The following is a 25,724-nucleotide window of genomic DNA, read 5'->3' on the forward strand; positions in this document are numbered from 1 at the left end:
AGCAAACACAAGCTCGTTCGACGGGATACCTGATCATGATAGGCGTCGATTAGAGGGCTTTCAACATTTCGCGCGCGGTTCGCCTCGTCCGCCGACGTTATCGCGTGAATGTGATTGTTTGATGATGAGGCACGAGCGTCTGCGAGACGGCGTGAGCCCATCATCCATGAGTCAACTGAAAAGTGCCTTCAAGGCCGTGCGAGCATTGCTGACGAGTTCGCTTTCGCCGATTCGCCCAGGCAACAGATGAAACTCGACGGCGGGCAATGCGGGCAAGCCCACGCTCGCCGGACAGGCCACGACGCCGCCGCCAATCGACGATTCGTTCAGGCAGGAAATGCCGAGCCCGGCCTTCAGCGCGAGTTGCAAACCGGCCACGCCCGATGCGGAGTGCGATACCACGTACGGCACCTTGTGCTCGTCCAGCAACTTCACGACGAAGCGCTGCAACTGGCAGCTCGACGGCAGCAATACGAGTGAATAGGGCGTGGACGGCCGCGGACCCGAATCGGCCGCCCTGACCCACAGCAGTTTCTCGCGCCGCACAACCGTGCTTTGCGCGCCGGCGCGCCGGCCGGCGGCGCGCGTGTTGTCCGCCATGAGCCGCAGTGAGAGCCCGATGTCGAACGACGCATCGTCGCCCGCATTGCTGTCGATCACCGCGCTCGGCTGCACGGTGACGTGCAGCTTCAGGCGTGGGTGCTGTTCCGAGAACGTCTTGAGAATGCGCGCGATGTCGTGCGGACGGTAGTAGTCCGTGATGGCGATACGCAATTCGCCGTCGAGCGAGCGGCCTTGCAGGTCTTCGAACGCGGCTTCGCTCATGGCGATGATGCGCCGCGCGTGGTCGAGCAGCCGGCTGCCGGCCGGCGTGGCGCTCACGCCCTGCTTGCTGCGCACGAACAGCGGCTGGCCGGCGCGCTCCTCGAGTTTCTTCAACTGCTCGCTCACGGAGGACTGCGACAGGAATACCCGCTCCGCGCCCGCCGAAACGCTGCCCGATTCGGCGACGGCGACGAAGGTCCGCAACTGCGTCAGGTCAAATCCACGTTGGCTCATGATTCGGCATATCCGATGGAAGTCATCTGAATTTCCGGCTTTTCCGATGGAAAGCTCAGCCGTAGGATACCCCCAGATTCTTTGCGGAGGGTGTCATGGGAAGCGAAACAATTGCGGGCTTAGGGTTATCCGGCGGGCGAACGGCAAGTCATCGGTGGAAAGTGCTGGGTGTCGGCTTCGCCGCGAACGCGAGCTTTTCAGCGGCGTTCTCGGGGATTCCGACGACAGCGGTTTTCTTGCGCTCGGGGTATCACCTCGGCAATGAGGGGCTGGGCCTCGTGCTCGGCATGCTCGGCCTCGGCATCGCGGTCAGCGAATTGCCGTGGGGGCTCTTGACCGACCGCTGGGGCGACCGGCGCGTCCTGTTGCTCGGACTGCTTTCGACCGCAGCCGCGCTGGCCGGCCTGGCGCTGTTCGTCGTGCCGTCTGGTGCGCACGTGCCAGGTGTGATGGCGCTCGCGCTCGGCCTGTTGCTGGTCGGACTGCTCGGCGGCAGCGTCAACGGTTCGAGCGGCCGCGCGGTGATGGCGTGGTTTCGCGAGGGCGAGCGCGGCCTGGCCATGAGTATTCGCCAGACCGCGGTGCCAGCGGGCGGCGGCCTCGGCGCATTGCTGCTGCCGATGCTCGCGTCGCGCTTCGGTTTCGCGAGCGCCTATGGCGTGCTGGCGCTTGCCTGCGCGATCACGGCGGGGTTCGCGTGGCGCTGGTTGCATGAACCTTCTCATACCGGAGCGGACGGTGCCCGTGAAGTCCGCGACACGGCCGCGGCGAGCGGTGTGCCCGCCAGCGTCTCGCCGTTGCGCGACATCGGCATCTGGCGCGTGGCGCTCGGCGCCGGCGCGTTGTGCGTGCCGCAACTCGCCGTGGTGACGTTCGGCACTGTGTTTCTCCACGATTTCAGCCGCGCCGGCGTGCTGGCGATCAGCGTGACGATGGCCGCGGTGCAAACGGGTGCCGCGATCGCGCGGGTCTGGAGCGGCGGCTGGACCGACCGGCGCGGCAACCGGCGCGGCTACATGCGCGCCTGTAGTCTGCTGACGGCGGTGCTGTTCGCCTCGCTCGCATTGCTGACGGGTCTCGCCCGCATGCATCACACGGCGATGACGGCCGTGTTCGCAGTGATGGTCGTGCTGGGCGGCGTGAGCGCGTCGGCATGGCACGGCGTGGCGTTCACGGAACTCGCCACGCTGGCTGGGACGAGCCGTGCGGGCACCGCGCTCGCGATCGGCAACACCTGTGTGTTCCTTGCGCTGTTCCTGACGCCGCTGGCGATTCCGCCGCTGTTGTCGATAGGTTCGTGGCCGATAGTATGGGCCGTGACCAGTGTATGCGCGCTGATCGCGTTTCCGGTGTTCCCGCGCGCGGCTCGAGAAACCAAAGTGAGGACGGCGCGCGCTTGCGACGCAACCTGACGAGCCGCGGCGCCGGTTGTTGGCCATGCGAAGGGCGGGCGCGGCGGGTTCCTCAAGCGGTTTGGGTGAGACGGTGCATCGGAATTCTGCGGCGAACGATCGAGTCGCCAAGTTCCCTCGAAAATGCGCGGCTCAAAAGACGAAATATTCATTTTGCGTATTTAGATTTTCTTCTTCTGATAGATCCGCGATGGGCTATTAGTTTCTGTGCAGGATTCGGAGCGCTCCGATTTTCGCAATGTTTCGGCGGTGATTTTATGGCTGCCTTGGCGCGCTGTGCGTTGCCAAGCCGGCCGTTAAGGCAGACGTAGAGTCGTTCGGATTTTTCTGCGTATGCGCATTCACTCCTACAACAAACGAGAGAAAATCCTGGTGAATATTCGAATTATCCTGGCGGACGATCATCCATTCGTTCTCCTTGGCGTCCGTGCCGCGTTGGAAATGGAGGCTGGCGTCACCGTCGTCGATCAGGCGACGAATCCTGTTTCGCTGATCGAACGCCTGCGGAGCACGCCCTGCGATGTGCTCGTCACCGATCTCTCGATGCCGGATCTTTCGTTCGCCGTGAACGACGGCTTCAATCTCGTGCGACGAATCCGCGGTGGCTGGCCGCAATTGCGCGTCGTGGTGATGACAACTCTGACAAACCCCGCGATTCTTCGCGCCATCGTGTCGGACGGCGCCGTGAGCATGGTCGGCAAGGCTGAGTCGATGGACGAACTCCGGCACGCGATCATGTTGGCTCGCGATGGTCACGCGTACCTCGGCCGTTCCATCATCGAAGCGCTAGCCCGTCCACACGATCCCGAATACGAACCACCGCCAACGCCGCGTTTAACGGGCAAACAGGTCGAAGTCGTCAGGCTGCTGGTAAGCGGCCAGTCGATCTCTGAGATTGCGACCGCGCTCGGCTGTGATCGGCGCACGGTCACGCGGCAAAAGCGCGAGGCCATGGCAAAACTGGGAGTCACCAATGATCCCGGTCTTTTCTCTTACGTGCGCGCCTATGGAATTCTTAATTTTTAATCGCATATCTAAGTAATTTATTTTTCGAATTAACCGAGGTTGTTTCGGAGCGATCTTATGGTTATTTTCGAAGAAGTATTTAATGATCGCGAGAAGAGCCGTCTTGTTCGTGGAGAGGCAGCAGTCAACTTAGGACGGAGGAGAAATAGAAGATGCGCGACACCGCTGAGGTAAGCACACCCGTTCGCGCGATCATCGCGGACGATCATCCATTGGTGCTGCTGGCGATCGAAAACCTGATGAACGGCTACCCGAATATGGAGATCGTCGGCCGGGGAGCCGACGCCACCGAACTCTTCGCGGAAATCGATCGCTGTTCATGCGACCTGGTGCTCATGGATCTCTACATGCCGGGCGGCGCGGATGGCGACGGACTGGAAGTCGTCAGGCAGTTCAAGACACGGTACCCGGACATCGCGCTCGTGGTGCTCACCATGGAAACCGAGGCGGCCGAGCTTCAAAAGGTGATTTCGCTAGGCGTCGAGGGACTCATGAGCAAGCGCGACCGGATCGACCTGCTTCACGTGGCCGTCATCACCGCGCTGGCGCACGAGCGTTATGTCGGGCCCGCGGTGCGTGCGTTGATCGCCGACGCAACGGTGACCCAGCGTCTAGATTATGTCCGCAAGATTCTCTCGCGCCGCGAACTCGAAGTGTTCACTCAATATGCGTCAGGGTACGGCGTGACTGAGATCGCCGCGCGTTTGGAGCGCAGCGTCAAAACGATCAGCGCGCAGAAGTGCACCGCCATGCGCAAGCTGGCTCTGCGCAGCGACGCGGAATTGTTTCGTTTTGCCGTGGAGTACGGTGTGATCCCTGAGGAACCCATGCCGAAGCGGTGATGAGCCGCTGACAAGTCAGTGACGTGCCGCGCCGTCGCGCGGCGAATAGAAGATGCATTGGCATCGCCTGGGGAAGCACACCGCGTGCAGGGCATGTCAGTCGATAAGACAACAGAAAATGAGACAGAAGATCCGCGTCATCATCGCAGACGATCACGACTGCGTTCGTGTCGGCGTCAAGCGTGTATTGCAAGCCGCGGCGAACATCGAATGTGTCGGCGAAGCGGCCGACACGCACGAACTGGCGGAATTACTAGACGCCTGCGCGTGCGACGTCGTCGTTTCCGATATCAGCATGCCGGGCATTCATGGCGGCAGCAACGCGGTGTCGTTTCTGCGCCGCTTGCTGCGGGGCCAGTCGCATCCATGCGTCGTGGTCCTCACCATGATCTGCCATGCACATATGCTGTCCGGCCTCTTGCATATCGGCGTGAGCGCAATCGTCGATAAACGCGAGACCGTCACAGCATTGATCGACGCGATCGAGGCCGCCTTTGCCGGGCACATCTATCTGTCGGAACACGCGCGGGTCGCGATCGACGCGGCCGACGCGCCGCCGCAACTACGCGCCGGCATGCTGAGCGCACGCGAGTGGGAAGTATTCCAACTTTATGTGCAAGGTCTAGCAGTCCATGAAATCGCGGTGCGCTTGCAGCGCAGCGGCAAGACCATCAGTACGCAAAAACGTAGTGCCATGCGCAAGCTCGGGCTGGAAACGGAAGCCGACCTGATCGACTACGCGCGGCAGATCGGATTGACCTGATCTGATATCTGATGGGCATATTGCGTTGCGCAGTCGGGAAATGATTTTGGAGAACCAGGAATTTAGGAGTGTTCTGATTGGTTGTGGGAGGTTGCCGTCTCATAGTTCTGAATTCACTACGGCTTTATTCCGAGCTCTCCTGATGAAAGCTGTCGTTTCGTCAAGCTGAGCGATGCCCGGGCCGTGAGAATACAGGCAGATTTGTGGCGGCGATCGTGCAATGCCGTCTGCCTGGCGGACAGAACCAGGAGGCGGCATGGGTGCGTTAGGTAAGCGGTTGTTGGTCGAGGGTGTCGGAACGGCGTGGCTGGTGTTCGTCGGCTGCGGCAGCATCGTATTGAATGTCGGTGTGATCCAGCAGGCGTCCGGGGTGCTGGAAGTGGCATTGGCATTCGGCCTCGCCCTCGCTACGGCCACCTATTGCTTCGGCGCCGTGTCTGGCGGTCATTTCAATCCCGCTGTCACCGTAGGTTTCACGGTCGCGCAACGTTTTCCGGTCAGGGATCTGCTCCCCTACATCGCGTCGCAAATTCTCGGTGCGATCGTTGCCGCCGCGCTACTGCTTTACGTGGCGGGCGGGCGTCCCGGGTTCGATCTGGGCGTGAGCGAGTTCGCGGCAAACGGCTTCGGCGACCATTCTCCCGCCGACTATCAGATGCATTCGGCGCTGGCCATCGAGTTCGTGCTGGCCTTCGGTTTTGTCACGGCAAGCCTGTTGGTCGCCCACAGGCGAGACATGGCGCCGATCGCGCCGCTGGTCGTCGGCGTCTGCCTGGTGCTGGTCTATCTGGTGTCGATTCCGGTTACCAACGGCTCGGTCAATCCCGCGCGCTCCACGTCCCAGGCGTTGTTCGTCGGCGACTGGGCGCTGGACCAGCTTTGGCTGTTCTGGGCTGCGCCTCTGTCGGGCGGTGTCATGGCCGGGGCGCTGTTCTCGTTTCTGCACGGCAAGGCTGACGACGCTGCCGCTACGCTCGCCGACGGCCGCGGCGAAGTCGCCTGAGTGTCGCCGGTGCCATCATCGTGTCCGCCGTTAATTCCGTGTCAGGCGTTGCAATGAGGCGTTTGCTTGAACGCCTCTCGCTGTGTCTGTTCGCCTGGCTCCTTGTCGTCGCCGCGCAAACAACAGCCGTTGCCCAATCGTTCGACAATCGCTCGAACGCTCAGGTCGTCGCCAACTTTCCCGCGAAACTAACCGTCGGCGTTCTCGCTAACAGTTGGCTGCCGTTCGACGCGATGCAAGACGGTCAACTCACCGGCATGAGCGTCGACTATCTGCGCGCCGTTGTCGGGCCGAACGTGGTCATCGAAGCCAAGGAGTTTCCGGACCTGACGCAATTGCTCGCGGCCGCCTGCGCCGGACATGTCGATTTGATGATGAGTCTTGCCCGCACACCTGAGCGCGAGCGGTGCCTGAGTTTTACCGCGCCTTATTTCCGTTCTTCCTCGTCGGTCGTGGTGCGCCGGGACAGCAACAGTTATGCGAACCCCGCCCAGTTAGCGGGAGCGCGCATCGCAATAGAAAAAGGCTTTGCGCTCGAGCGTGTGACACGCGAGCGCTTCCCACGCGCCCAGATCGTCACGTTTTCCGTGACGCGCGAGGCACTCGCCGCCGTGATCCAGGGCGACGCGGACGTTTATCTCGGCTTCACTACCGCCGTGCAATATGCATTGTCCACCGACGAGTTTCGTGGCTTGCGAGTGGCGTTCGAGGAGAGCGCCAAAACCGCCAATTTGCGCTTCGCGGTGCCCCGGAATCAGACTGCATTGCGGGACAAACTTGATCAGGCGCTCGCGTCGATTAACCCGGCCGACGATGCGGCTATCCGCGCGCGCTGGCTATCCGGCAACTTCGACGCGAAGCCTTTGCCCACCGTGCCGCGTCTCGCGCTAACGCCGCAGGAGCAGGCGTGGCTTAGTTCGCTGCCGCCATTGCAGGTCGGTTTCGATAACAATTGGGCGCCCTTCAGTTACGTCGACGGTTCTGGCCGGCCCGCGGGCATTGCCGCCGACTATCTGACGTATCTGAGTCGCACGCTCGGCGTCGTGTTCAATCGCGCCGACACGGCTGACTGGCCCGCTGCGATCGAAGCATTTCAGCGCGGCGAACTTGCGATCCTCGCCACTGCTTCGAGTCACGATCCCCGCCTTTCGACGGCGCGGCACACCAGTGCGTACGAGCACTACCCGCTGGTGCTCATCGGGCGAGAGGACGAACCGGCGGCTCGCTCGCTGAACGATTTTGCGTCACGCCGCATCGTCGTTTCGTCGCATGTCGGCGGGTCGGTTACGCTCCCATTCCAGCGAATTCCGCAGGACCACGTGGTAGTTGCGCCCAGCCTCGACGACGCCCTCAAGATGGTTGAGTCCGGCGAGGCAGACGTTCTGGTGGGCAACGTGGCCGCCGCCGATATCCTGCTCAAGCAACGGTACAGCGGTGTCCTCAAGATCCTCGGCACGGTTGGCGATTCCGACGCGCTCGACTTTGCTGTGCGCCCGGACCTGAGCCCACTCGCCGGGCTGATCGATCGTGCGCTGCTCGCAATGCCGCCCGCGCAAAAGCAACGCATCCGGCAGAAGTGGGTCACCGGCAATGCACCCGGGTCAGGCACGTGGAGCGTGACCGCGGTGCGTCTGCTGCCGGTGCTGATTGGCGTCTGCGTCGTGCTGCTGATCACCCTGCGTGCCTATCTGTTGCTGCAGCGCGAAGTCAGGTTGCGCAAGACAACGGAGCGGGAACTGGAACTGCAACTGAACTTCCAGGAAACCTTGATGAAGACGGTGCCCTATCCGCTCGTCGCCAAGGATCTCGATGGCCGCTATATCGCAGTCAACGAAGCCTATGAGCAAGCTTGCGGATTGGGCCGCGAGGCGATCGTCGGACGAACCACCCTGGAGGTGCAAACGTGGGGCGAGGCCAACAGCCGCATCCTGGACGAGATGACTCGCGAGATGCTGAACGGTGGCGAGACTGCGCAGGTGGAGTTGCAATTCGAGCGCGACGCGGGCAACGTGCGACATGGCCTTTTCTGGACCCGTATCTGTCGCCGCAGTGACGGTCAACCGGCTTGCGTGCTCGGCACGATGGTCGATATCACCGATATCCGGCGCGCCGAAATGCGTGCGCGTGAGACCGAGCGGCGCCTCTTCGACGTGACTCGCTCACTGCCGGCCGTGGTATTTCAACTGCGCCGCACCGCGGATGGCACGTATTCGTTTCCGTATATCGGCGGAGACACGCGTCATCTGCTGGGCGTACGAGACGGTTCGCAGAGCAGCAGCGATCATGTCGATTTCCAGCGCGTGTGCGAGGAGGATAGGGCGTTCGTGCTGGCTGAACTCGAACGCTCGGCGCACTGCGAAACGCCCGTGAACATGGAGTTTCGTTTCGCCGGCGACGAGGACGTCAAATGGGCGCGAGCCGAACTGGTGCCGCGCCGCGAATCGGACGGAAGCGTTGTGTGGAGCGGTTACTGGGTGGATGCCAGCATGGAGCACGCGCGCTCCGACGAGCTTGCGCGAGCGCGCGATCTTGCCGAAGCGGCCTCGCGCGCTAAAGACGACTTCTTTGCCATGATGAGCCATGAAATCCGCACGCCGATGAATGGCGTGCTCGGTCTCGTGGAAGTGCTGGAGCGCACGCCGCTCAATGCAGACCAGGGCGAAATGCTGGGCATGATCCACGAGTCGGCGGGCGCGCTGCTACAGATCCTCGACGACCTGCTCGACTATTCGAAAATCGAAGCGGGGCGGCTGACCATCGAGGCCGAAGCCATCGATATACGTGAACTGGTGGACAACGCTGTCGGCTTGCTGGCTGGCCGCGCCCATGAAAAGGGCCTGAAAGTGCGCGTGGATATCGGATCGGACGTCGCCGCCACACTGCGCGGCGACAGCGTCCGGTTGCGACAGATCCTCTTCAACCTGCTAGGCAATGCGATCAAATTTACGCCGCAGGGCGAGGTCGACGTGTGCGTGTCGGTCGTCGCGCAAGACGACGGCATTCAGACGCTCGAAATGATCGTAGAGGACACCGGAATCGGCATCGCGCCCGAGGTGCAGGCCAAGCTGTTCGAGCCGTTCGTGCAGGCGGAATCGTCCACCACACGCCGTTTCGGCGGCACGGGCCTCGGCTTGACGATCTGTCGCAAGCTGATCGACCTCATGAACGGCTCGCTCAAGTTGCGCAGCGAACCGGGTAGCGGCACGCGCATGACCGTGCGGCTCGCCATGCCTATCGAGACGCAGCGCTATTCGGTCAACGGCTTGCGCGGCAAACGCGGAATCGTGGCAACCGGCGAGGCGCGCGTCGCGCAGGCCCTGATGCACTTTGGCGAGGCGCTTGGACTCGAGTTGCGCCGCGTCCCGCCTGATGCGCCGGAACTGCACGATCGCGCCGCACTCGCCGAAATCGATCTACTGTTCGTGAGCGAAAATGTGGCCTTGCCGGCGGACATCAGGCCGCGCACGCGCGTCATCAGTCTGACCGAGAAGCCCAAGCCGACGGGCTACCGCATTCTCGACGACAACGTGCGCGTCAGCGTCAATCCCATTTCGTGGCGCGGCCTCGGCGCCGCGTGTGCCGCTGCGATGACGGGCCTGCCGTCGGTGGCGCCGCGGTCGGCAGGCATGCCGCGTACGCCGGAAAGCGGCGCTTCGCCCCCAGATCGTGAGCGGGCCATTGCCAGCGGCCGGCTGATCCTCGTCGCAGAAGATCATCCGGTCAATCAGGAGTTGATCCGTCATCAGCTCGCGTTGCTTGGTTTTGCCTGCGACGTGGCGAACGACGGCGCGGAGGCGCTGGCCGCTTTGGAGCATACGAGTTACGGCTGTCTGATCACAGATTGCCACATGCCGAACGTCTCCGGTTACGAACTCACGCGCCGTATTCGTGAAAGTGAGCAGGACGGCGCGTATCGCCTGCCCATTCTGGGTATCACAGCGAACACCGCGCCCGAAGACCTGAATCTTTGCCGCGACGCCGGCATGGACGATAGCCTCGTGAAGCCGACCCGGCTCGCCACGCTGCGTGATTATCTGAGCCGCTGGTTCGGCACTGACAGCGCGTGGCAAGCCGCGCCTGCGGAGGCCGTCAGCACGCCGGCGGTTGCCGTGCCGGATGTGCGTGGCGGCGCGGGACCGTTCGTGCCGGTCGACCTCGGGCACATGACACAACTGTGGGGCAGCGAGTCGACGGTCAAGGCTTTACTCGACTCCTTCGTGTCGTCCGTGCGCGAGGACGTGCAGTCGTTGTCGCCGTTGCTCGAGCGCGTGGAGCCCGAGCATATCGAGCTGGAAAGGGTGCGCGAATGGCTTCATCGCGTGGCGGGGGCGGCGAGCGTCCTGCAATATCCGCCGCTGCTCACCGCACTCGAAGATTATCGCCGCGAAATCACCATCAAACCGCCGGAACGTGTGCGCGACGACGGGATGCTGTTAATCGACAAGTGCAATGCCATGCTGGACGGAATCGAACAGCAGGCCGCCTTGCTCGTATAAGCACGCTCCACGCAGGTGTGCGCGTCGAAGCGAGCGCGCCTCTGCGGACGAGAGCGTGGCAAATTGGCCAACCAGACAACCAGACCAACAGACGAAAAAAAACGCGGCCGAAGCCGCGTTAAAGATTTGGAGACTTCCCTCGATGAAGGAGTCACTTCTCGCAAGCAGAAGCATAACCGGGATGTTGCGGTTCATTCATTACAAAATTCGCAATTAACTGTTTGAGTAAATCGATTAAAACGTCGCCGGGACGCGCCCTGAGCGATATCGCAGGCATGTCGGTGCGCCGGAAACGCCCGGCGAATCACTACGGACACCTACAAACTCGCCACGCGTTCCAGCGCGCCTGAAAGCAGGTGCACTGAACGAAAGTGACCGAAAAAACCACGCAACGGCCGCGCGCGCCCCACCACAAACAGATTCGGCGGATTTGCACTAGTATGTGGTGGCTTCGCGCGCGGCCGAGTGTCGGTGCGGCGGGGCTTCAAGTCCGGAGAAGACCATGACTGCGCTTCGAAAAGTGAATCTTGCAGTGGTGTTGTGGGCGTTGGCGTCGGGTGTCGCCTTCGCGGATACGGTGGCATTGAAGGCGGATCTCGAGCCTTCGAGCGAGGTGCCGCCTCGCGTGAGCCACGGGCACGGTATGCTGGACGCCACCTTCGACACGTCGACGAAATCCCTGCAATGGACGGTCAGCTATGAAGGCTTGAGCGGCCCGGCAACCGCCGCGCATTTCCACGGACCCGCGCCGGTGGGCCAGAACGCCAAGGTTCAGGTGCCGATCGACAAGGGCGCGCTCGCCAGCCCGATCAAAGGCTCGGCGGCGCTGACCGAACAGCAGGTGACGGATCTGATGGCGGGCCAGTGGTACTTCAACGTCCACACCGCGCAGAATCCGATGGGTGAAATTCGTGGGCAGGTTTTGCCGGCGAACTAGGCGAGCGGAAAGCCTGATCCGGCGGCGCCGGCGTTTTCAAGATTAGAAGCCGCCATCCACCGACGCAGCCGCGAACGCACGTAACATGACAGGACACAATCGAAGGAGCGTGTCCCGATGAGTTGGCAAAGCGCACTCGCGTGCTGGTATCTGCGCAGGCAGTTTCGACCGGAAACCCTCAAGCCACGCATCAATGTCGAACGAGCGCGCGCGCTGAGCGCCAAGCGCGTCTGGTCGCCGCGGGTGCCGGGCGGCTGGCGTCTGCGGGAGCTGTACGGCGCGGACGATTCGCCGTTGCGCGGCGAGTGGATCGAGCGCGCCGACCGTGCGCTAGCCACGAACGCCGGGCCGACCGTCCTGTATTGCCACGGCGGCGGCTATTACTTCTGTTCACCGCGTACCCATCGCTCGATCGTGTTCGGTCTGGCGGCGCGTGCCGATGCACCGGTTTTTTCCCTCGACTACCGTCTTGCGCCCGAGCACCGCTTCCCGGCGGCGCTCGATGACGCGACCGCAGCCTACCGTCAGTTGATCGCCGACGGCATGACGCCCGAGTCGATCGTCATCGCGGGCGATTCGGCGGGCGGCGGTCTTGCGCTTGCCACGCTGGTGGCGCTGCGCGATGCGGGCGATCCCGTGCCGGCAGGCGGCCTGCTGTTCTCGCCCTGGACCGATCTGGCCGCGACCGGCGTTAGCATTCGCACTAACGACGGTCTCGATCCCATGTTCAGCGGCTCGGCGATCGCCCGGGCGGGGAAGCTCTATCTCGGCGACACGCCCCCCACGCATCCCTACGCGTCTCCCGTCTACGCGGACCTGCATGGCTTGCCGCCGCTCTTCATCATGGCAGGCAGCACTGAAGTCTTGCTCGACGACTCGCAACGCGTGGCCGACAACGCGCGCGCGGCGGGCGTCGACTGCGAACTCGAAGTGTGGAACAAGATGCCGCACGTCTGGCCGATCTTCGCGCCGTTCATCCCCGAGGGAAATCGCGCGCTCGACCGCGCCGCCGCCTTCGTGCGGCGCGTGACGAACCGCGCGGCTCAGCCGTCGAGCGCGATGTCGATCGTCTGATAAGCGGCCTCAACCGTCGCCTGGCCGTATTGCCGTTCCAGCCGACGCACGGTGAAGTGACCGTGCGCGACCTGCTGGAAGTGGTCGATGAACACCGTATTGACCATCGCGCCGAGCACCGCGCCGATCGCCGGAATCGACTTTGCGGCAATCTGTTCGCTGACCTGCACGGAGAAGCGCGCGGCGATCGTGTTGAGCAGGCGCAACAAGGCCGCGGAACCGTGCGCGGTGAAGCCCTTGGTGGCGATTTCGGATGACGCTTTCGACACCGCCTGCGCGAGCGCGCCGCGCATGATGAAGTAGCCGAAGTCGGCGTCGTCGTCGGCTTTTGACGTGCCGCCCATGCCAAGCACCGTCAGACATTGCAGCTGCGTCTCGATCGCCGTCAGATCCTCGCCCTCGCTGCGAGCGATATCGCAGATCGAGCGGAACATCAGCGTGGTCGTGACGGGCAGTTCGACGGGCAGCGCGAACAGCCCGAATGCGCCGCCGGCCGCGCCAGTGGTCGCCACGGCAAACTTGTGCAGCAAGTTGCTCGGCTTGTCGGGCACCGCCAACGGCGTCGCGCCGTCCCGTCTCCCCAGCGTGCGCAGCGCGATCGACAGGCACTTGCGTAGCGCCAGCTCCGTCGCGTCGGTGACTTTTTCGTTGGCGAACGCCGGCATGCGCGCGAGCAGTTTTTCCAGCGGCGCGCCGACGATGCTCGCCAGCTTCATCGCCAGAGCGGGGCTCTCCAGCTCGTGTTTTGCGTGGCGCAGCGCCTTCAGGTCGTCGTCCGATAACGATTGTGTTGCGAGCGAACTCGGCTCCATGTGCCTCCCTGGCGTCATGTGATTTTCCTTTCTTCAGTCGATTGTCAGCGCGGCAAAGCCAGCAGCCTGTCCCGCTTAGAGCGTCGCAGCGTGGTATGATTCCCAATCGTTTGACGTGTCAACTGTTGCGCTATCAAAAATGGCTGTCCATACCGCGGCCCACCACTCGAGTGGGCAAGTTTTACCGTTCCGTGAGTCGCTTCTGGCGATGCTCGGCATCTCCTTCGTCACGATGCTGGTCGCACTCGACCAGACCGTGGTCGGCACAGCGCTTCCCACCATCGTCGCCGAACTCAAGGGTTTCGAGTTGTATGCGTGGGTTGCCACGTCGTATCTGCTGACCTCGGTGATTACCGTGCCGATTTTCGGCCGGCTCGGCGATTACTACGGGCGCAAGCCGTTCGTGATTGCGTCGATCGTCGTGTTCACGGGCGCCTCCGTGCTGTGCGGCGCGGCCAACAACATGCTGTTCCTCGTGCTCGCGCGCGGCCTGCAAGGCATCGGCGGCGGCATGCTAGTCGGCACCGCGTTCGCCTGTATTCCTGATCTGTTTCCCGACTCGGTTGTGCGCCTGCGCTGGCAGGTGCTGATGAGTTCGGCGTTCGGCATCGCGAATGCGGTGGGCCCGTCGCTCGGCGGGTTCCTGACGCAGTATTACGGCTGGCGCTCGGTTTTCTACGTGAATCTGCCGGTCGGTCTCCTCTCGCTGTTTTTTGTCTGGCGCTTCCTGCCGCATCTGCGTCATGTCGAACACGAAGGCAAGATGCGGCTCGACTGGCCCGGCGCCGTGCTGATCGCCGTGGCACTCGGCTCGCTGCAACTATTCGTCGAGTTGCTGCCGAAGCATGGCGTGACCTTGAGCGCGGCCGCATTGCTCGCGCTGAGCGTCGCGTCGGCTTACGCGTTGTGGCAGTGGGAAAAGCGCTGCCCGACGGCGATCCTGCCGGTCGACATGTTCCGCAACCGTAGTCTCGCCACGCTCTTCACGCTCGCCGTGTTGGGCGGCTTTTCGATGTTCTCGCTGCTGTTCTACGCGCCGTTGCTGTTTCAAGGCGGCTTCGGCATGTCGCCGAAGGAAGCGGGTCTCGTCATCACGCCGCTGGTCGTATTCATCACGATCGGCAGTATTGCGAACGGGCGCATCGTCTCACGGGTGCGCAACCCGAATCTGATGCTGTATATCGGCTTTGCACTGCTCGCGCTGGCATGTCTGGGCGTCGTCGTCGCGACACGCGCCATGCCGCAGTGGCTCTTGATGTCGTTCATGATCGTCGGCGGATTGGGACTCGGTTTCGTCATGCCGAACCTGACGATTTTCGCGCAGCAAACGGCAGGCCGAGAACACCTCGGTATCGCGACGGCGCTGCTGCAATCGCTGCGGATGATCGGCGGCATGATCGGCACGGCGCTAACCGGCACACTGGTCAGCCATATGTACGCGAGCGGTGTGCGCAATACGTTGGAGAACGATCACGCTTCGCAATGGTTCGCGGACCTCGGCGATCCGCAAATCCTCATCAATCGGGACGCGCAAACTACTTTGCTCGACCAGTTGGCGCACGCGGGCCATAACGGCGCGATGCTGCTCGAGAGCGCGCGCGAAGCGCTCGTGTCGGCGATTCATCTGGGGCTCGCCATGGCGGCCATTATCGCGGTGGTGTCGGTCTGGCAAAGCCGCCGCGTGCCGCCGATCAAACTCCAGCGCAAGCTCGAGCCCGTGATTCACGCGGACTGATTTTTTAGACTTACCGTTTTACTCATAGATCATGGAAGAACAGGACCGCGTCGCCGTCATGCAGCAATTCGGCCGCACATATCGGGCGTTCATGTCGGCTTTCGAGGCGCATGTCGGCCATCCGTTGCCGCGCTGGCGCATTCTGCTCGCGCTGCACGAGCAGGCCGGCGAGTCGTCGCAGAAGCGGCTGGTGGAGCGCTTGCGCGTCGATCCGGGCGCGTTGACACGGCAGTTGAAAACGCTGGAAGGTTTGGGCTGGATTGCTCGCAGCATGGATGCGCGCGACAACCGCGTGACCAACGTGCGGTTGACGGAGGCGGGACATTCTGCGACCGAAGCCAGCTTGCCGCGTCGCAACGCGTTTCTGCACGACACGATCGCCGTGCTGCCGGACGAAGCGCTGAACGCGCTGTCCGGTGCGTTGAAGATGCTCGAGGCGAGAATCGGCGAAGTGGCGGCTGCCGCTGGCGCAGCCGAGGCTGCCGAGCAAACCCGCCCGACAGTGGGCGATAAAGCGCCGCGCCAGGCCTGATTTGCTGGGCGCGGCTGAACCTGGTCAGTGCGGCGGAACGACGCGAACAAAATCACGCGTTCCGCAACACCACGAAAGGCGCGCCTCGCTTCCCGAGAAAGCGCCCTTCGTGAAGCCAATCAGAAAAACGTTTCGATCACTTCTTTTACGCGATATGCCGGATCGACCACCAGCACCTGACGCCATTTGTCGAACGTCAGACACGGGTGCGAGATGTCGAACGCGATCATGTCGCCCACTTTCAGGTCAGCGCCTGCCGGAATCCGCAGATACGCATGCTGATCCATCAAGCCGAAAATCTCCCAGCCTTCACTCGCCGCGATATCACGAGGCGCTTCGTTGCCCGGACGATAGTGGCGCGCCGGTTCCGGCATGCCCGCATCGAATGCGGAATCGCGCTTGCCGAGACCGATGATCGCGCGATCCGGTTCAGGAATCGACTGCACATACGCCCACAGTTGCAGCGCCGGCAGCAACCCTTCGCCCATTTTCTTAGCGACCGGATTACGCGCGAAGATTTCCGTCTGCGCCTTGCGATAAATGCCGACGTCGTGCGTCAGATAACAACCTGGACGCAGCACGACCTCGACCTTGCCGGTCTCCGAGGCCTTCACGAATTCTTCCGCGACCACGTCGTACCAGGCCGAACCTGCGCCTGACAACACGGCCGGCGTACGCGCAAACCGACCCTGCTCGACGAGTTCGCGTGTAACCGCGACCGCGCTTTGCAGGAACTCGCGCACTTCGTGTTCTTCCTTGAGTACGCCTTCATACAACTCGACGCCGGCGAGCTTCAGCGTGTCCGGATAGCGTGCAATCGCCTCCAGCACCGCATTGCGCTGCGCCACGTCGCGCACGCCCGTGCGGCCGCCCGACACGCCGAGTTCGAGCAGCACCTGCAACTGCTTGTTCACCGACTTGAAAAACTCACCCAACTGTTCGACGCCTTCCACTGAATCGACGAGGCAGAAGAATTCGAAATCTGGATCGCTCAGCAACTCTGCGACCATCATCATGTTGTGACGACCGACCAGCTGGTTGGCCATGAGAACACGCGACACGCCGCCGTGATAAGCCGCGCGCACCTGATGCGCGGTGGCGAGCGTGATGCCCCACGCGCCGTTTTCGAGCTGACGTCGGAACAGCTGCGGCGCCATGGTCGTCTTGCCGTGCGGCGCGAGCTTGACGCCGTATTCCGCGACGAATGCCTGCATCCACTTGAGGTTGTGTTCCACGCGGTCCGCGTACAGCACGGCGGCCGGCAGGCTCACGTCTTCGTTCAGCAGGTTCCACTCGAGGCGCGTGGCATCCGTGAGTTGAATGCTGGTGCCCGGAACCATGCCCAAGCCCTTGCTATAAGGATCAATCGTTGCGCCCTGATAGTTTGTAACTTTCATGTCTCCTTGCTCCATCGTCCAGTTAAATTGAATCAAATTTGACTTTACCATGTTACCGAAAGTACGATGGATGGAGAAATGTTATTTAGTACCACGGTTCGCCGCGGGCGCGTTACAGGCTTTCGCGCGGCCACCCACAGTCCGCAATGAATCTAACCGCCGAACCGCTGGCTTTCGACATCGTCGCGCGCATTGCCGAATGCGCGCCGGAACTGCGCTCGGCCGAACGCAAGGTCGCCGCGCTGATTCTCGACGACCTGACGGGCGCCTCGCGCGCCAGCATCGGCGCGCTCGCGCAGCGGGCGGAAGTGAGCGTCGCGACTGTGACGCGCTTTGCCAAGGCCGTGGGCTGCCGCGATGTCCGCGAACTCAAACTGCGGCTTGCGCAGGCGGCGGCCGTCGGTCAGCGCTTCCTGCAGCCCGGCGGCCCGAGCGACGCGCCCGAGCCGATCGCGACTCGCGTGTTCGACGAATTGCAGACCGCGCTGGCGCATAACCATCAATTGCTGCGCCAGGCGCCGCTCGGCGACGCGGCGGCTGCTCTGCGCGGCGCGCGCATGATCTACGTGTTCGGCATGGGCGGCGGCTCGACCGCGCTCGCCGACGAAATGCGCTTCCGGCTCGTGCGCCTGGGCCGGCCTGTCGCGACCTATCAGGACGGCTTGCTGCAACGCATGGTCGCCAGCACCGTGTCGCGCGAATGCGTGGTGATCGCGCTGTCTACTACCGGGCGCGTGCCCGAGATGGTCGAGAATTGCAAGATCGCGCGCAGTTATGGCGCGACGGTGATTGCGCTGACCGCGCCGGCTTCGCCGCTCGCGCGCCTGGCCGATTGGGTGATCCCGATCGTCGCTTTTGAGACCGATTTCATTTACAAGCCGTCGTCGTCGCGTTACGCGATGATGATGGCGCTCGATGTGCTCGTCACCGAACTTGCCGTCAGTCAGGGTGACGAGAGCCGCGAATTGCTGCGCCGCATGAAGCACGCACTCGACACGCACCGCGGCGGCGGCGATCGACAACCGTTAGGAGACTGATCCATGCACTCGCATCCCGAAGCCGCTGATACGCTGATCGTCGGCGCGCAACTGTATGACGGCACGGGCGCGCCGCCTGTCGAACGCGATGTCGCGGTTCGCGACGGCCGCATCGTCGCGATCGGCAACCTGTCGAACTGGCTCGCCGAAGAAGTGATCGAGGCTGAAGGCCGCGCGTTGGCGCCGGGTTTCATCGACGTTCACACGCACGACGACACGCACGTGATCCGCTCGCCGCAAATGCTGCCGAAGATCACGCAAGGCGTGACGACGGTGATCGTCGGCAATTGCGGCATCAGCGCGTCGCCGGTTGCGCTGAAGGGCGATCCGCCGGATCCGATGAACCTGCTCGGCGAGCGCGACGCATTCCAGTATCCGACCTTCGCCGCATATGTCGAAGCGGTGAACGCGGCGCGGCCCGCGGTGAATGTCGGCGCGCTGATCGGGCATACGGCGTTGCGCAGCAACCAGATGGACCGGCTCGATCGCGCGGCGACGCCGCAGGAAATCGACGGCATGCGCGCGCAACTCGAAGAAGCATTGGCCAATGGTGCACTGGGTCTGAGTTCAGGGCTCGCGTACGGCTCGGCGTTTTCTGCGCCGACCGAAGAAGTGATGGCGTTGGCCGAACCGCTCGCCGCAGCCGGCGCGCTGTACACCACGCACATGCGCACCGAATTCGACGCGATTCTCGATGCCATGGACGAGGCGTATCGCGTGGGCCGTCACGCACACGTGCCGGTGGTGATTTCGCATCTGAAGTGCGCGGGTCCGTCGAACTGGGGACGCAGCGAAGAAGTGCTGAAGTCGCTCGAAGGCGCGAGCCGCCTGCAGCCGATCGGTTGCGATTGCTATCCGTACAACCGCAGTTCCTCGACGCTCGATGTGAAGCAGATCTCGGGCGACATCGACATCACGATTACGTGGTCGGAGCCGCATCCGGAGATGGCGGGCAAGCTCGTGAAGGAGATTGCGGCGGAGTGGGGCGTCTCGCAGCAGGAAGCGGGCAAGCGCTTGCAACCGGCGGGCGCGGTGTATCACAACATGTCGGAAGACGACGTGCGGCGCATCCTCTCGCATCCCGCGACCATGGTCGGCTCGGATGGCTTGCCGAACGATCCGCTGCCGCACCCGCGCTTGTGGGGCGCATTTCCGCGCGTGCTCGGCCACTATGCGCGGGACGCGGGCTTGCTGCCGCTCGAAGAAGCGGTGCGCAAGATGACCAGTTTGTCGGCGCGTCGCTATGGACTCACGCAACGCGGCGAGGTGCATATCGGTTACCACGCCGATCTGGTTTTATTCGACCCGGCCAAGGTGCGCGACGTGGCGACGTTCGAGAACCCGCAACAGGCCGCCGACGGCATCGACGCGGTGTGGGTGAACGGCGTGTTGACGTATCGCGACGGCGAAGTGACGGGTGAGCGCGCCGGCCATTTCGTGGCGCGCGGCGCGGCGTCGAAGGGCGACGCGCACGGCGCGTTCTGATTGTTTTTCCGATTGATGAATCGATTGATTGCGGCGCGCGGGGCGATTCGGCCGAACGCGCGCCGGACTTTTCAAGGAGTATGAAGATGAAGCGTTATGGCGTTGAAGGTGGAAAAGGCACAGGCGGTCAGCATATGCCGTTTGCACGCGCAGTCGAAGCGGACGGCTGGCTGTTCGTGTCCGGACAGACGCCGATGGAAAACGGCGAAGTGATCAACGGCGGGATTGTCGAGCAATCGCACAAGGCGATTCAGAATGTGTTCGCGATTCTGAAGGAAGCCGGTTATGGCGCCGAGCATGTTGTCCGCTGCGGCGTGTGGCTGGATGATCCGCGTGACTTTGCGTCGTTCAACAAGGTGTTCCGCGAGTACTTCGGCGACAATCCGCCGGCACGTGCATGTGTCGTTTCTTCGATGGTGATCGATTGCCGCGTCGAAGTGGATTGTGTGGCTTACAAGAAGCCTTGATGTGAGTGAGCGTCGGCCAGGTTGAAGTGGTCGGCGCTTGTCGACGTTTTGCCGTTGCTGGTTGAGCAATGCCGGCTCGAAAGATTGATGCTTCCGCTTCTGAACCGTCTCCCGTTCGTCGAGAAGCGTCTGCGGGAATTTTCTATTTAGCCCCGCGAAAATTCACATTCTCTGCGCCGGCAGCCATGGCACTGCCGAAGTCACGACGTCCCCGCCAATCCCGGATTTTTCTCCTTGTTCCGAATGTGATCCTTGACGCTTTGTCGATAGGACAAACGCCGTCATTCCGTCGGAATTTTCCCGCGCTCATATTCCCTGTGCTGTCGTTTGATCGAAACGACTGGCGTCTGAACTAATCGGTCTTTCACCTCAAATTTTCTCATTGAGGCATTTCTCTCAAAAAGGGGATCGATTAGACTTTGCCCCCTTTGTAGGAACCGCTTAATAAATCTTTCTAAGCGGTCGCGGTCTGTCACAAACGCGCAATCCACGAGGCCCGCATTTCGCCCGGCGGCGAAAGCGAATCACATCGAACAAGACAACATACAAACAGCGCATTTCAATGGTAAAAAATCAGGACGCCGAATCAACGGTCATTGAAGATCCAGGCCTGGCCGCGCTCGTCACCATTGCCCGATTCCACAATATCGCCGCCGATGCAGCCCAACTCAAGCACGCGGCTGCGACGATCGACGGCCGGTTTTCCGACAAGGATCTCGTCCTTTCGGCTCGCAGCCTCGGACTGAAAGCGCGAATTGTTCCGTTGCGTCTTCAAGCCTTGCCGACCGCGCCGCTGCCCGCACTCGTGTTCGATCGCGAGGGGCGGCACTTCATTCTCGCCAAATCGGATGGCAAGACGGCGCTCATCTTCGAGCCTGGCATGGCGGCGCCGACCATCAGGCCGATAGAAGACATCGCGGCGCGTGGCACCGGAAGAATGCTGCTGTTCGCATCGCGCGCGTCGCTGGCGGGTGAACTGGCACGCTTCGATTTTTCCTGGTTCATTCCAGCCATCGTTCGCTATCGTAAGTTGCTGCTCGAAGTGCTCGGCGTTTCGCTGGTATTGCAACTGTTCGGACTTGTCTCGCCGCTGATGTTCCAGGTCGTGATGGACAAGGTGCTGGTCAATCGCACCTACAGCACGCTGAACGTCGTGTGCGTGACGCTGCTGGTCGCTTCGGTCTTCGAAGTGTTGTTGACGGGATTGCGCAACTACGTGTTCTCTCACACGACGAACCGGATCGACGTCGAACTCGGCGCTCGTTTATTCCGGCATCTGGTGGCGCTGCCGCTCGGGTATTTCGGCGCGCGCCGCGTCGGCGATACGGTTGCACGGGTGCGGGAGCTGGAGAATATCCGCAATTTCCTGACCGGACAGGCGCTCACCGCCATTATCGACCTCGCGTTTTCGTTCGTGTTTCTCGGTGTGATGTGTGTGTACAGCGTGGCGTTGACGCTTCTGGTCGTCGCCTCACTGCCTGTGTATGGCGTCGTGTCGGCACTGCTCGTGCCCGCGTTCCGCTCGCGGCTGAATGAGAAATTCGCGCGCGGCGCGGACAACCAGTCGTTTCTCGTGGAGTCGGTCTCCGGTGTCGAGACGCTCAAGGCGATGGCCGTCGAGCCGCAGTTCATCCGTCGGTGGGAATCGCAACTCGCCGCTTACGTGAGCGCCGGCTTTCGCGTGAACCAGCTGAGCAACATCGGACAGCAACTGATCCAGTTGGTGGGCAAGCTGGTCGCATTGGGCACGCTTTTCATCGGTGCCCGACTCGTGATCGACGGACGGCTCAGCGTCGGCGAACTGGTCGCCTTCAACATGATGTCCCAGCGCGTGAGCGCGCCCGTGCTGCGTCTCGCGCAGTTATGGCAGGACTTCCAGCAGATCGGCATCTCGATGCTGCGCCTCGGCGACATTCTGAACACGCGCACCGAACTGCCGCAGACGCGTCAGGCTCTGCCGCCCATTCGCGGTGATGTCCAGTTCGACAACATCCGCTTTCGATACCGGCCGGACGGCCCGCCCGTCATTGACGGCGTGTCGTTCGATGTCCGCGCCGGGCAGGTCATTGGCATCGTCGGGCGCTCCGGGTCGGGCAAAAGCACGCTGACGAAGCTGCTGCAACGGCTCTACATTCCCGAGCAGGGAATGGTGCGCATCGACGGACAGGATCTCGCGCTCGCCGATCCGGCATGGCTGCGCCGCCAGGTCGGCGTCGTGCTACAGGAGAATCTGCTGTTCAATCGTTCGGTGCGCGAGAACATCGCGCTGACCGATCCGGGCGTGCCGCTCGAAGCGGTGATTCACGCGGCAAAGATGGCGGGCGCGCATCAGTTCATCTGCGAGTTGCCCGAAGGTTACGACACGATGGTCGGCGAGCACGGCAGAAACCTGTCGGGCGGACAGCGGCAACGCCTCGCCATTGCCCGCGCGCTGCTGACCAATCCACGCATTCTCATCTTCGACGAGGCGACGAGCGCGCTCGACTTCGAGACCGAGCGGATCATTCGCGACAACATGAAGACGATCTGCGCGGGACGCACGGTCATCATCATCGCGCACCGCCTGAGCGCCGTGCGTCGTGCCGACAGGATCATCGCGATGGACCATGGACGCATCGTCGAGCAGGGCGATCACGATTCGCTGTTGCGTCACAACGGTTATTACGCGCATCTCGTTTCGCTGCAGGACGGCTGACCATGACATCGATGAAGCTTCACGCGTTCGCCGAGCTGGTCCGGCGCTATCTTGCCATCTGGCGCGCCGCGTGGGACATGCGCGGGCAGCTGGAACGCCCGCCTCGCGACGCGGATCAACTCGCATTCCTGCCCGCCGAACTCGAACTCGTCGAAACGCCGGTTCACCCCGCGCCGCGCTGGACGATGCGCGTGCTCGTGCTGCTCACCGTGATCGCGTTGCTGATCGGCGTGTTCGGCCGCCTCGATATCGTTGTGACGGCAAGCGGCCAGTTCATTCCGAATGCGCGTGTCAAAACCATTCAGCCGGCCGTCACAGGCGTGGTGCGCGAAATCCGGGTGCGCGATGGCGAACGGGTCGGACCCGGTCAGTTGCTGATGAAACTGGATACCTCGCAAGCGGCAGCGGATGCCGACAAGGCGCGCTCGTCGCGGCTCGATGCCGCGCTGGCCGCCGCGCGCGCGAACGCGCTGCTCGTCGCGCAGCGCGAGAACCGGCCGCCGGTCGTCGCGCAAGTCGGCGATGCGCCCGACGTCCGCATGCAGGACGCGCAACGTCACGCCGAAGGCGCGTGGCTCGAATACCGCGATCAATGCGACAGCGCGCGCGCTGAACTGCTCAAACAGCAGGCGGCGCTGGACAGCACGCGCGCGGAAATCGCACGGCTCGTGGCGACCGCGCCGCTCGCGCGCCAGCAGGCCGACGCGTATCGGGCGCTGGTCGCCGAACGCTACGTCGCGCGCAATGACTATCTCGACAAGGAGCAGAATGCGCTCGACAAGGAGCACGAACTGGCCGCGCAACGCAGCCACGCGGCGGAGCTCGCGGCAGGCATCGCCGGACAGCGCGCGCAGGTCGAGGCGACCGCCTCGAAATTTCGCCGGGACCAGCTCGACGAACTGGAAAAGGCTAAGCAGCAGTTGACGCAAAGTCGCGACGAGGAATCGAAGGCACAGATCCGCCAGGCACTGCTGAGTCTGACCGCGCCGGTCGCCGGCACGGTGCGGCAACTCTCGGTGCATACGTTGGGCGGCGTGGTCACCACCGCGCAGTCGCTGATGGAAATCGTCCCCGACGACGCCGTCGAAGTCGAGGCGCGGTTGCAGAACAAGGATATCGGCTTCGTGAGCGTCGGCCAGCGGGCCGCTGTCAAGATCGAAGCGTTTCCGTACACCCGTTATGGCTTTCTGAACGGAACCATCGTCGACGTTTCGAACGACGCTGTGCAGGACAAGAAGCTCGGGCTGACCTTTCCGGTGCGCATCCGGCTCGATACGAAACGCATCCATGTCGATAACCGCTGGATCACGCTAACGCCGGGCATGGCGGTGACCGCGGACATCCGCACGGGCAGACGCAGCGTGATTGGATACTTCGTCGATCCGCTATTGCAGACCGCACAGGAGAGCATGCGTGAACGCTAGGAAACAATTGCGGCTCGTGACGCTGGCGGGTGCGCTCGCCGCGAGCGGCGGCGCTCGCGCGTTCGACATGCTGCACGCGGAGCACGACATTTCCGCTACGCCCGCTGGCACGCTGGCGACGGATTGCCGGTTCGCCGATGCGCCGGCGCGGCCGTTGCGACTGGCCGAGGCAGTGGAGCGGACCTTATGCAACAACCCGAAGACGCGTGAAGCGTGGGCGGCGGTGAAGGCGCAGGCGGCGGGCGTCGGTGCGGCGCGCGCGGCCTATTTGCCGACGGTTTCGGCGAACTGGCAAGCCGTACGCGAGAACACGGTGTCCAACATCGAGGATCACCCGGCGCTGAGTTCGGATATCGCGGCAACCGTGCGCTCGGCGAGCGTGAACCTGAACTGGACCTTGTTCGATTTCGGCGGCCGTGAGGCGGCGCTGAAGAATGCCGACGCGTTGCTCGAAGCAGCGCGTGCGACGCAGAACGCCACGTTGCAGGATTCTTTCGCATTGACTGCTATGCATTACTACAAAGCGCAGGCGGCTGTCGGTGAACTGGATGCGACGCGAGACGTGGAGGAGATGACTCGCCGCAGCATGCTGGCGGCGCAGATGCGCGCCGACAAAGGCGTTGCGCCGCTCACCGATGCATTGCAAGCGCAGACCCAGCACGAGCAGGCGCTGTTCAGTCTGACGAAGGCCGAAAGCGATGCGCAGACCGCGCTGGGCACACTCGCGTCCGATATGAATCTCGATCCCGGCGTGCCGCTGGAGATGCCTGCGGTGACTGAGGATGTACGGGCATACGGCGCGTTCGGCAAATCGGTCGACCAGATGATTCGCGATGTGCAGATATCGCATCCGTCGGTGCGTGCGGCGCAGGCGCAGTACGACGCCGCGCTCGCGAAGATTTCGCAGACACGCGCTCAGGGACTGCCCGCTGTGAGCCTGGTCGGGAAGTACAGCCAGAACAATCAGCCGCAAAGTTTGGGACTGGGGCTGGCGGCCTATCAGGCGAAAGGCCACGACGCGTATATCGGCGTGCAGGTCAGCATTCCGCTGTTTGAAGGATTCGGCCGGCATTACCAGATCGACCAGGCGCAAGCGCAAGCGGATCGGCAGGAATATGCGCTCGACGATGCCAGGCGGCAGGTCGCGCTGAATGTGTGGAGCAGTTATCAGACGCTCGCGGGGGCGACGAAGAATGCGGAGAACAGCGTGAATCTGCTTGCGACGGCGCAGCGAGCGTGGGACGCGGCACGGCATCGGTATGACGCGGGCGTGGGGAACATTCTCGAACTGATGAATACGCAGGCGGCGTTGGCCAATGCGAAACAGCGGCGGGTACAGGCGGTGGCGGATTGGGATTATGCGCGGATTGATCTGGCGGGGAAGTTGGGGGAGTTGGGGCGGGGGGATTTGTAGTGACGAGGGCGGCGCACACGGGCTCGAGCATGTAGCCATGCAGCCATTTTGAATAACGTTTTCCAAAGCGGCGCCGCAATGACGAAGCTTTGACTAGAACGAGCCGGGAATCCC

Annotated in this window: 19 protein-coding genes; 16 read left to right on the plus strand and 3 right to left on the minus strand. The window is 62.8% G+C overall.

The genetic code is table 11. The features are described from left to right. Nucleotides 1–171: 171 nt before the first annotated feature. Entirely contained in the window at nucleotides 172–1,059 is an 888-nt protein-coding gene (locus tag B0G80_RS18560; RefSeq protein ID WP_116118937.1) for a LysR family transcriptional regulator, read from the minus strand. A gap of 95 nt (nucleotides 1,060–1,154) precedes the next feature. Here B0G80_RS18560 and B0G80_RS18565 point away from each other — a divergent pair, with 95 nt between their 5' ends. The 8 genes from B0G80_RS18565 (at nucleotide 1,155) to B0G80_RS18600 (ending at nucleotide 12,612) form a co-directional block, all read left to right on the plus strand. Further along, on the plus strand, nucleotides 1,155–2,471 hold the full coding sequence (locus tag B0G80_RS18565) for an MFS transporter (protein WP_116118938.1): 1,317 nt from the start codon (nucleotides 1,155–1,157) through the stop codon (nucleotides 2,469–2,471). 333 nt (nucleotides 2,472–2,804) lie between these two features. Continuing rightward, nucleotides 2,805–3,497 (plus strand): response regulator transcription factor, encoded by a 693-nt coding sequence (locus B0G80_RS18570; RefSeq protein ID WP_116118939.1) that lies wholly within the window; start codon nucleotides 2,805–2,807, stop codon nucleotides 3,495–3,497. A 152-nt stretch (nucleotides 3,498–3,649) separates the two neighbouring features. Beyond that, entirely contained in the window at nucleotides 3,650–4,339 is a 690-nt protein-coding gene (locus B0G80_RS18575) for a response regulator transcription factor (protein ID WP_116118940.1), read from the plus strand. Nucleotides 4,340–4,457: 118 nt separating this feature from the next. After that, entirely contained in the window at nucleotides 4,458–5,102 is a 645-nt protein-coding gene (locus B0G80_RS18580; RefSeq protein ID WP_116118941.1) for a response regulator transcription factor, read from the plus strand. A gap of 256 nt (nucleotides 5,103–5,358) precedes the next feature. Beyond that, entirely contained in the window at nucleotides 5,359–6,105 is a 747-nt protein-coding gene (gene aqpZ, locus B0G80_RS18585) for an aquaporin Z (RefSeq protein ID WP_116118942.1), read from the plus strand. A gap of 53 nt (nucleotides 6,106–6,158) precedes the next feature. Beyond that, nucleotides 6,159–10,601 carry an ATP-binding protein gene (locus B0G80_RS18590; protein WP_258878906.1) on the plus strand — a complete coding sequence of 1,481 codons (4,443 nt, stop codon included), beginning with the start codon at nucleotides 6,159–6,161 and terminating at the stop codon, nucleotides 10,599–10,601. 502 nt (nucleotides 10,602–11,103) lie between these two features. Further along, nucleotides 11,104–11,538 carry a CHRD domain-containing protein gene (locus tag B0G80_RS18595; RefSeq protein ID WP_106282045.1) on the plus strand — a complete coding sequence of 145 codons (435 nt, stop codon included), beginning with the start codon at nucleotides 11,104–11,106 and terminating at the stop codon, nucleotides 11,536–11,538. Nucleotides 11,539–11,655: 117 nt separating this feature from the next. Beyond that, nucleotides 11,656–12,612 carry an alpha/beta hydrolase gene (locus B0G80_RS18600; RefSeq protein WP_116118944.1) on the plus strand — a complete coding sequence of 319 codons (957 nt, stop codon included), beginning with the start codon at nucleotides 11,656–11,658 and terminating at the stop codon, nucleotides 12,610–12,612. On the opposite strand, the gene B0G80_RS18605 is transcribed toward B0G80_RS18600, so the two are convergent. Continuing rightward, nucleotides 12,582–13,424: an EcsC family protein gene (locus B0G80_RS18605; RefSeq protein WP_116118945.1), complete on the minus strand. Its 843-nt coding sequence runs from the start codon at nucleotides 13,422–13,424 to the stop codon at nucleotides 12,582–12,584. The genes B0G80_RS18600 and B0G80_RS18605 overlap by 31 nt on opposite strands. Nucleotides 13,425–13,563: 139 nt before the next feature. Here B0G80_RS18605 and B0G80_RS18610 point away from each other — a divergent pair, with 139 nt between their 5' ends. Together B0G80_RS18610 and B0G80_RS18615 are read left to right on the plus strand one after the other, a co-directional pair. Next, nucleotides 13,564–15,159 carry an MDR family MFS transporter gene (locus B0G80_RS18610; protein WP_116118946.1) on the plus strand — a complete coding sequence of 532 codons (1,596 nt, stop codon included), beginning with the start codon at nucleotides 13,564–13,566 and terminating at the stop codon, nucleotides 15,157–15,159. 31 nt (nucleotides 15,160–15,190) lie between these two features. Further along, entirely contained in the window at nucleotides 15,191–15,691 is a 501-nt protein-coding gene (locus B0G80_RS18615; protein WP_116118947.1) for a MarR family winged helix-turn-helix transcriptional regulator, read from the plus strand. A 119-nt stretch (nucleotides 15,692–15,810) separates the two neighbouring features. Here the strand turns inward: B0G80_RS18615 and B0G80_RS18620 are convergent, their stop codons facing one another. Then, nucleotides 15,811–17,088: an amino acid deaminase gene (locus tag B0G80_RS18620; RefSeq protein ID WP_116118948.1), complete on the minus strand. Its 1,278-nt coding sequence runs from the start codon at nucleotides 17,086–17,088 to the stop codon at nucleotides 15,811–15,813. A gap of 146 nt (nucleotides 17,089–17,234) precedes the next feature. Between B0G80_RS18620 and B0G80_RS18625 the strand changes: the two genes are divergently transcribed. From B0G80_RS18625 to B0G80_RS18650, 6 genes are all read left to right on the plus strand, one after another. Beyond that, the gene (locus B0G80_RS18625) at nucleotides 17,235–18,125 is read left to right on the plus strand and encodes a MurR/RpiR family transcriptional regulator (RefSeq protein ID WP_106282034.1); all 891 of its coding nucleotides are present in this window, start codon (nucleotides 17,235–17,237) and stop codon (nucleotides 18,123–18,125) included. Nucleotides 18,126–18,128: 3 nt separating this feature from the next. Then, entirely contained in the window at nucleotides 18,129–19,610 is a 1,482-nt protein-coding gene (locus B0G80_RS18630; protein ID WP_116118949.1) for an amidohydrolase family protein, read from the plus strand. A gap of 86 nt (nucleotides 19,611–19,696) precedes the next feature. Beyond that, nucleotides 19,697–20,077, plus strand: coding sequence for a RidA family protein (locus B0G80_RS18635; RefSeq protein ID WP_116119753.1), 381 nt, complete (start codon nucleotides 19,697–19,699; stop codon nucleotides 20,075–20,077). Between the two features lie 562 nt (nucleotides 20,078–20,639). Continuing rightward, a complete protein-coding gene (locus B0G80_RS18640) occupies nucleotides 20,640–22,772 on the plus strand; it encodes a type I secretion system permease/ATPase (protein ID WP_116118950.1) in 2,133 nt (710 codons plus the stop codon). 2 nt (nucleotides 22,773–22,774) lie between these two features. After that, entirely contained in the window at nucleotides 22,775–24,196 is a 1,422-nt protein-coding gene (locus B0G80_RS18645) for an HlyD family type I secretion periplasmic adaptor subunit (RefSeq protein WP_116118951.1), read from the plus strand. Then, on the plus strand, nucleotides 24,186–25,610 hold the full coding sequence (locus B0G80_RS18650; RefSeq protein WP_258878907.1) for a TolC family protein: 1,425 nt from the start codon (nucleotides 24,186–24,188) through the stop codon (nucleotides 25,608–25,610). The genes B0G80_RS18645 and B0G80_RS18650 overlap by 11 nt, the downstream gene beginning before the upstream one ends. The last annotated feature ends 114 nt before the right edge of the window (nucleotides 25,611–25,724 follow it).

The organism is Paraburkholderia sp. BL6669N2, assembly GCF_003387275.1.
GTDB lineage: Bacteria > Pseudomonadota > Gammaproteobacteria > Burkholderiales > Burkholderiaceae > Paraburkholderia.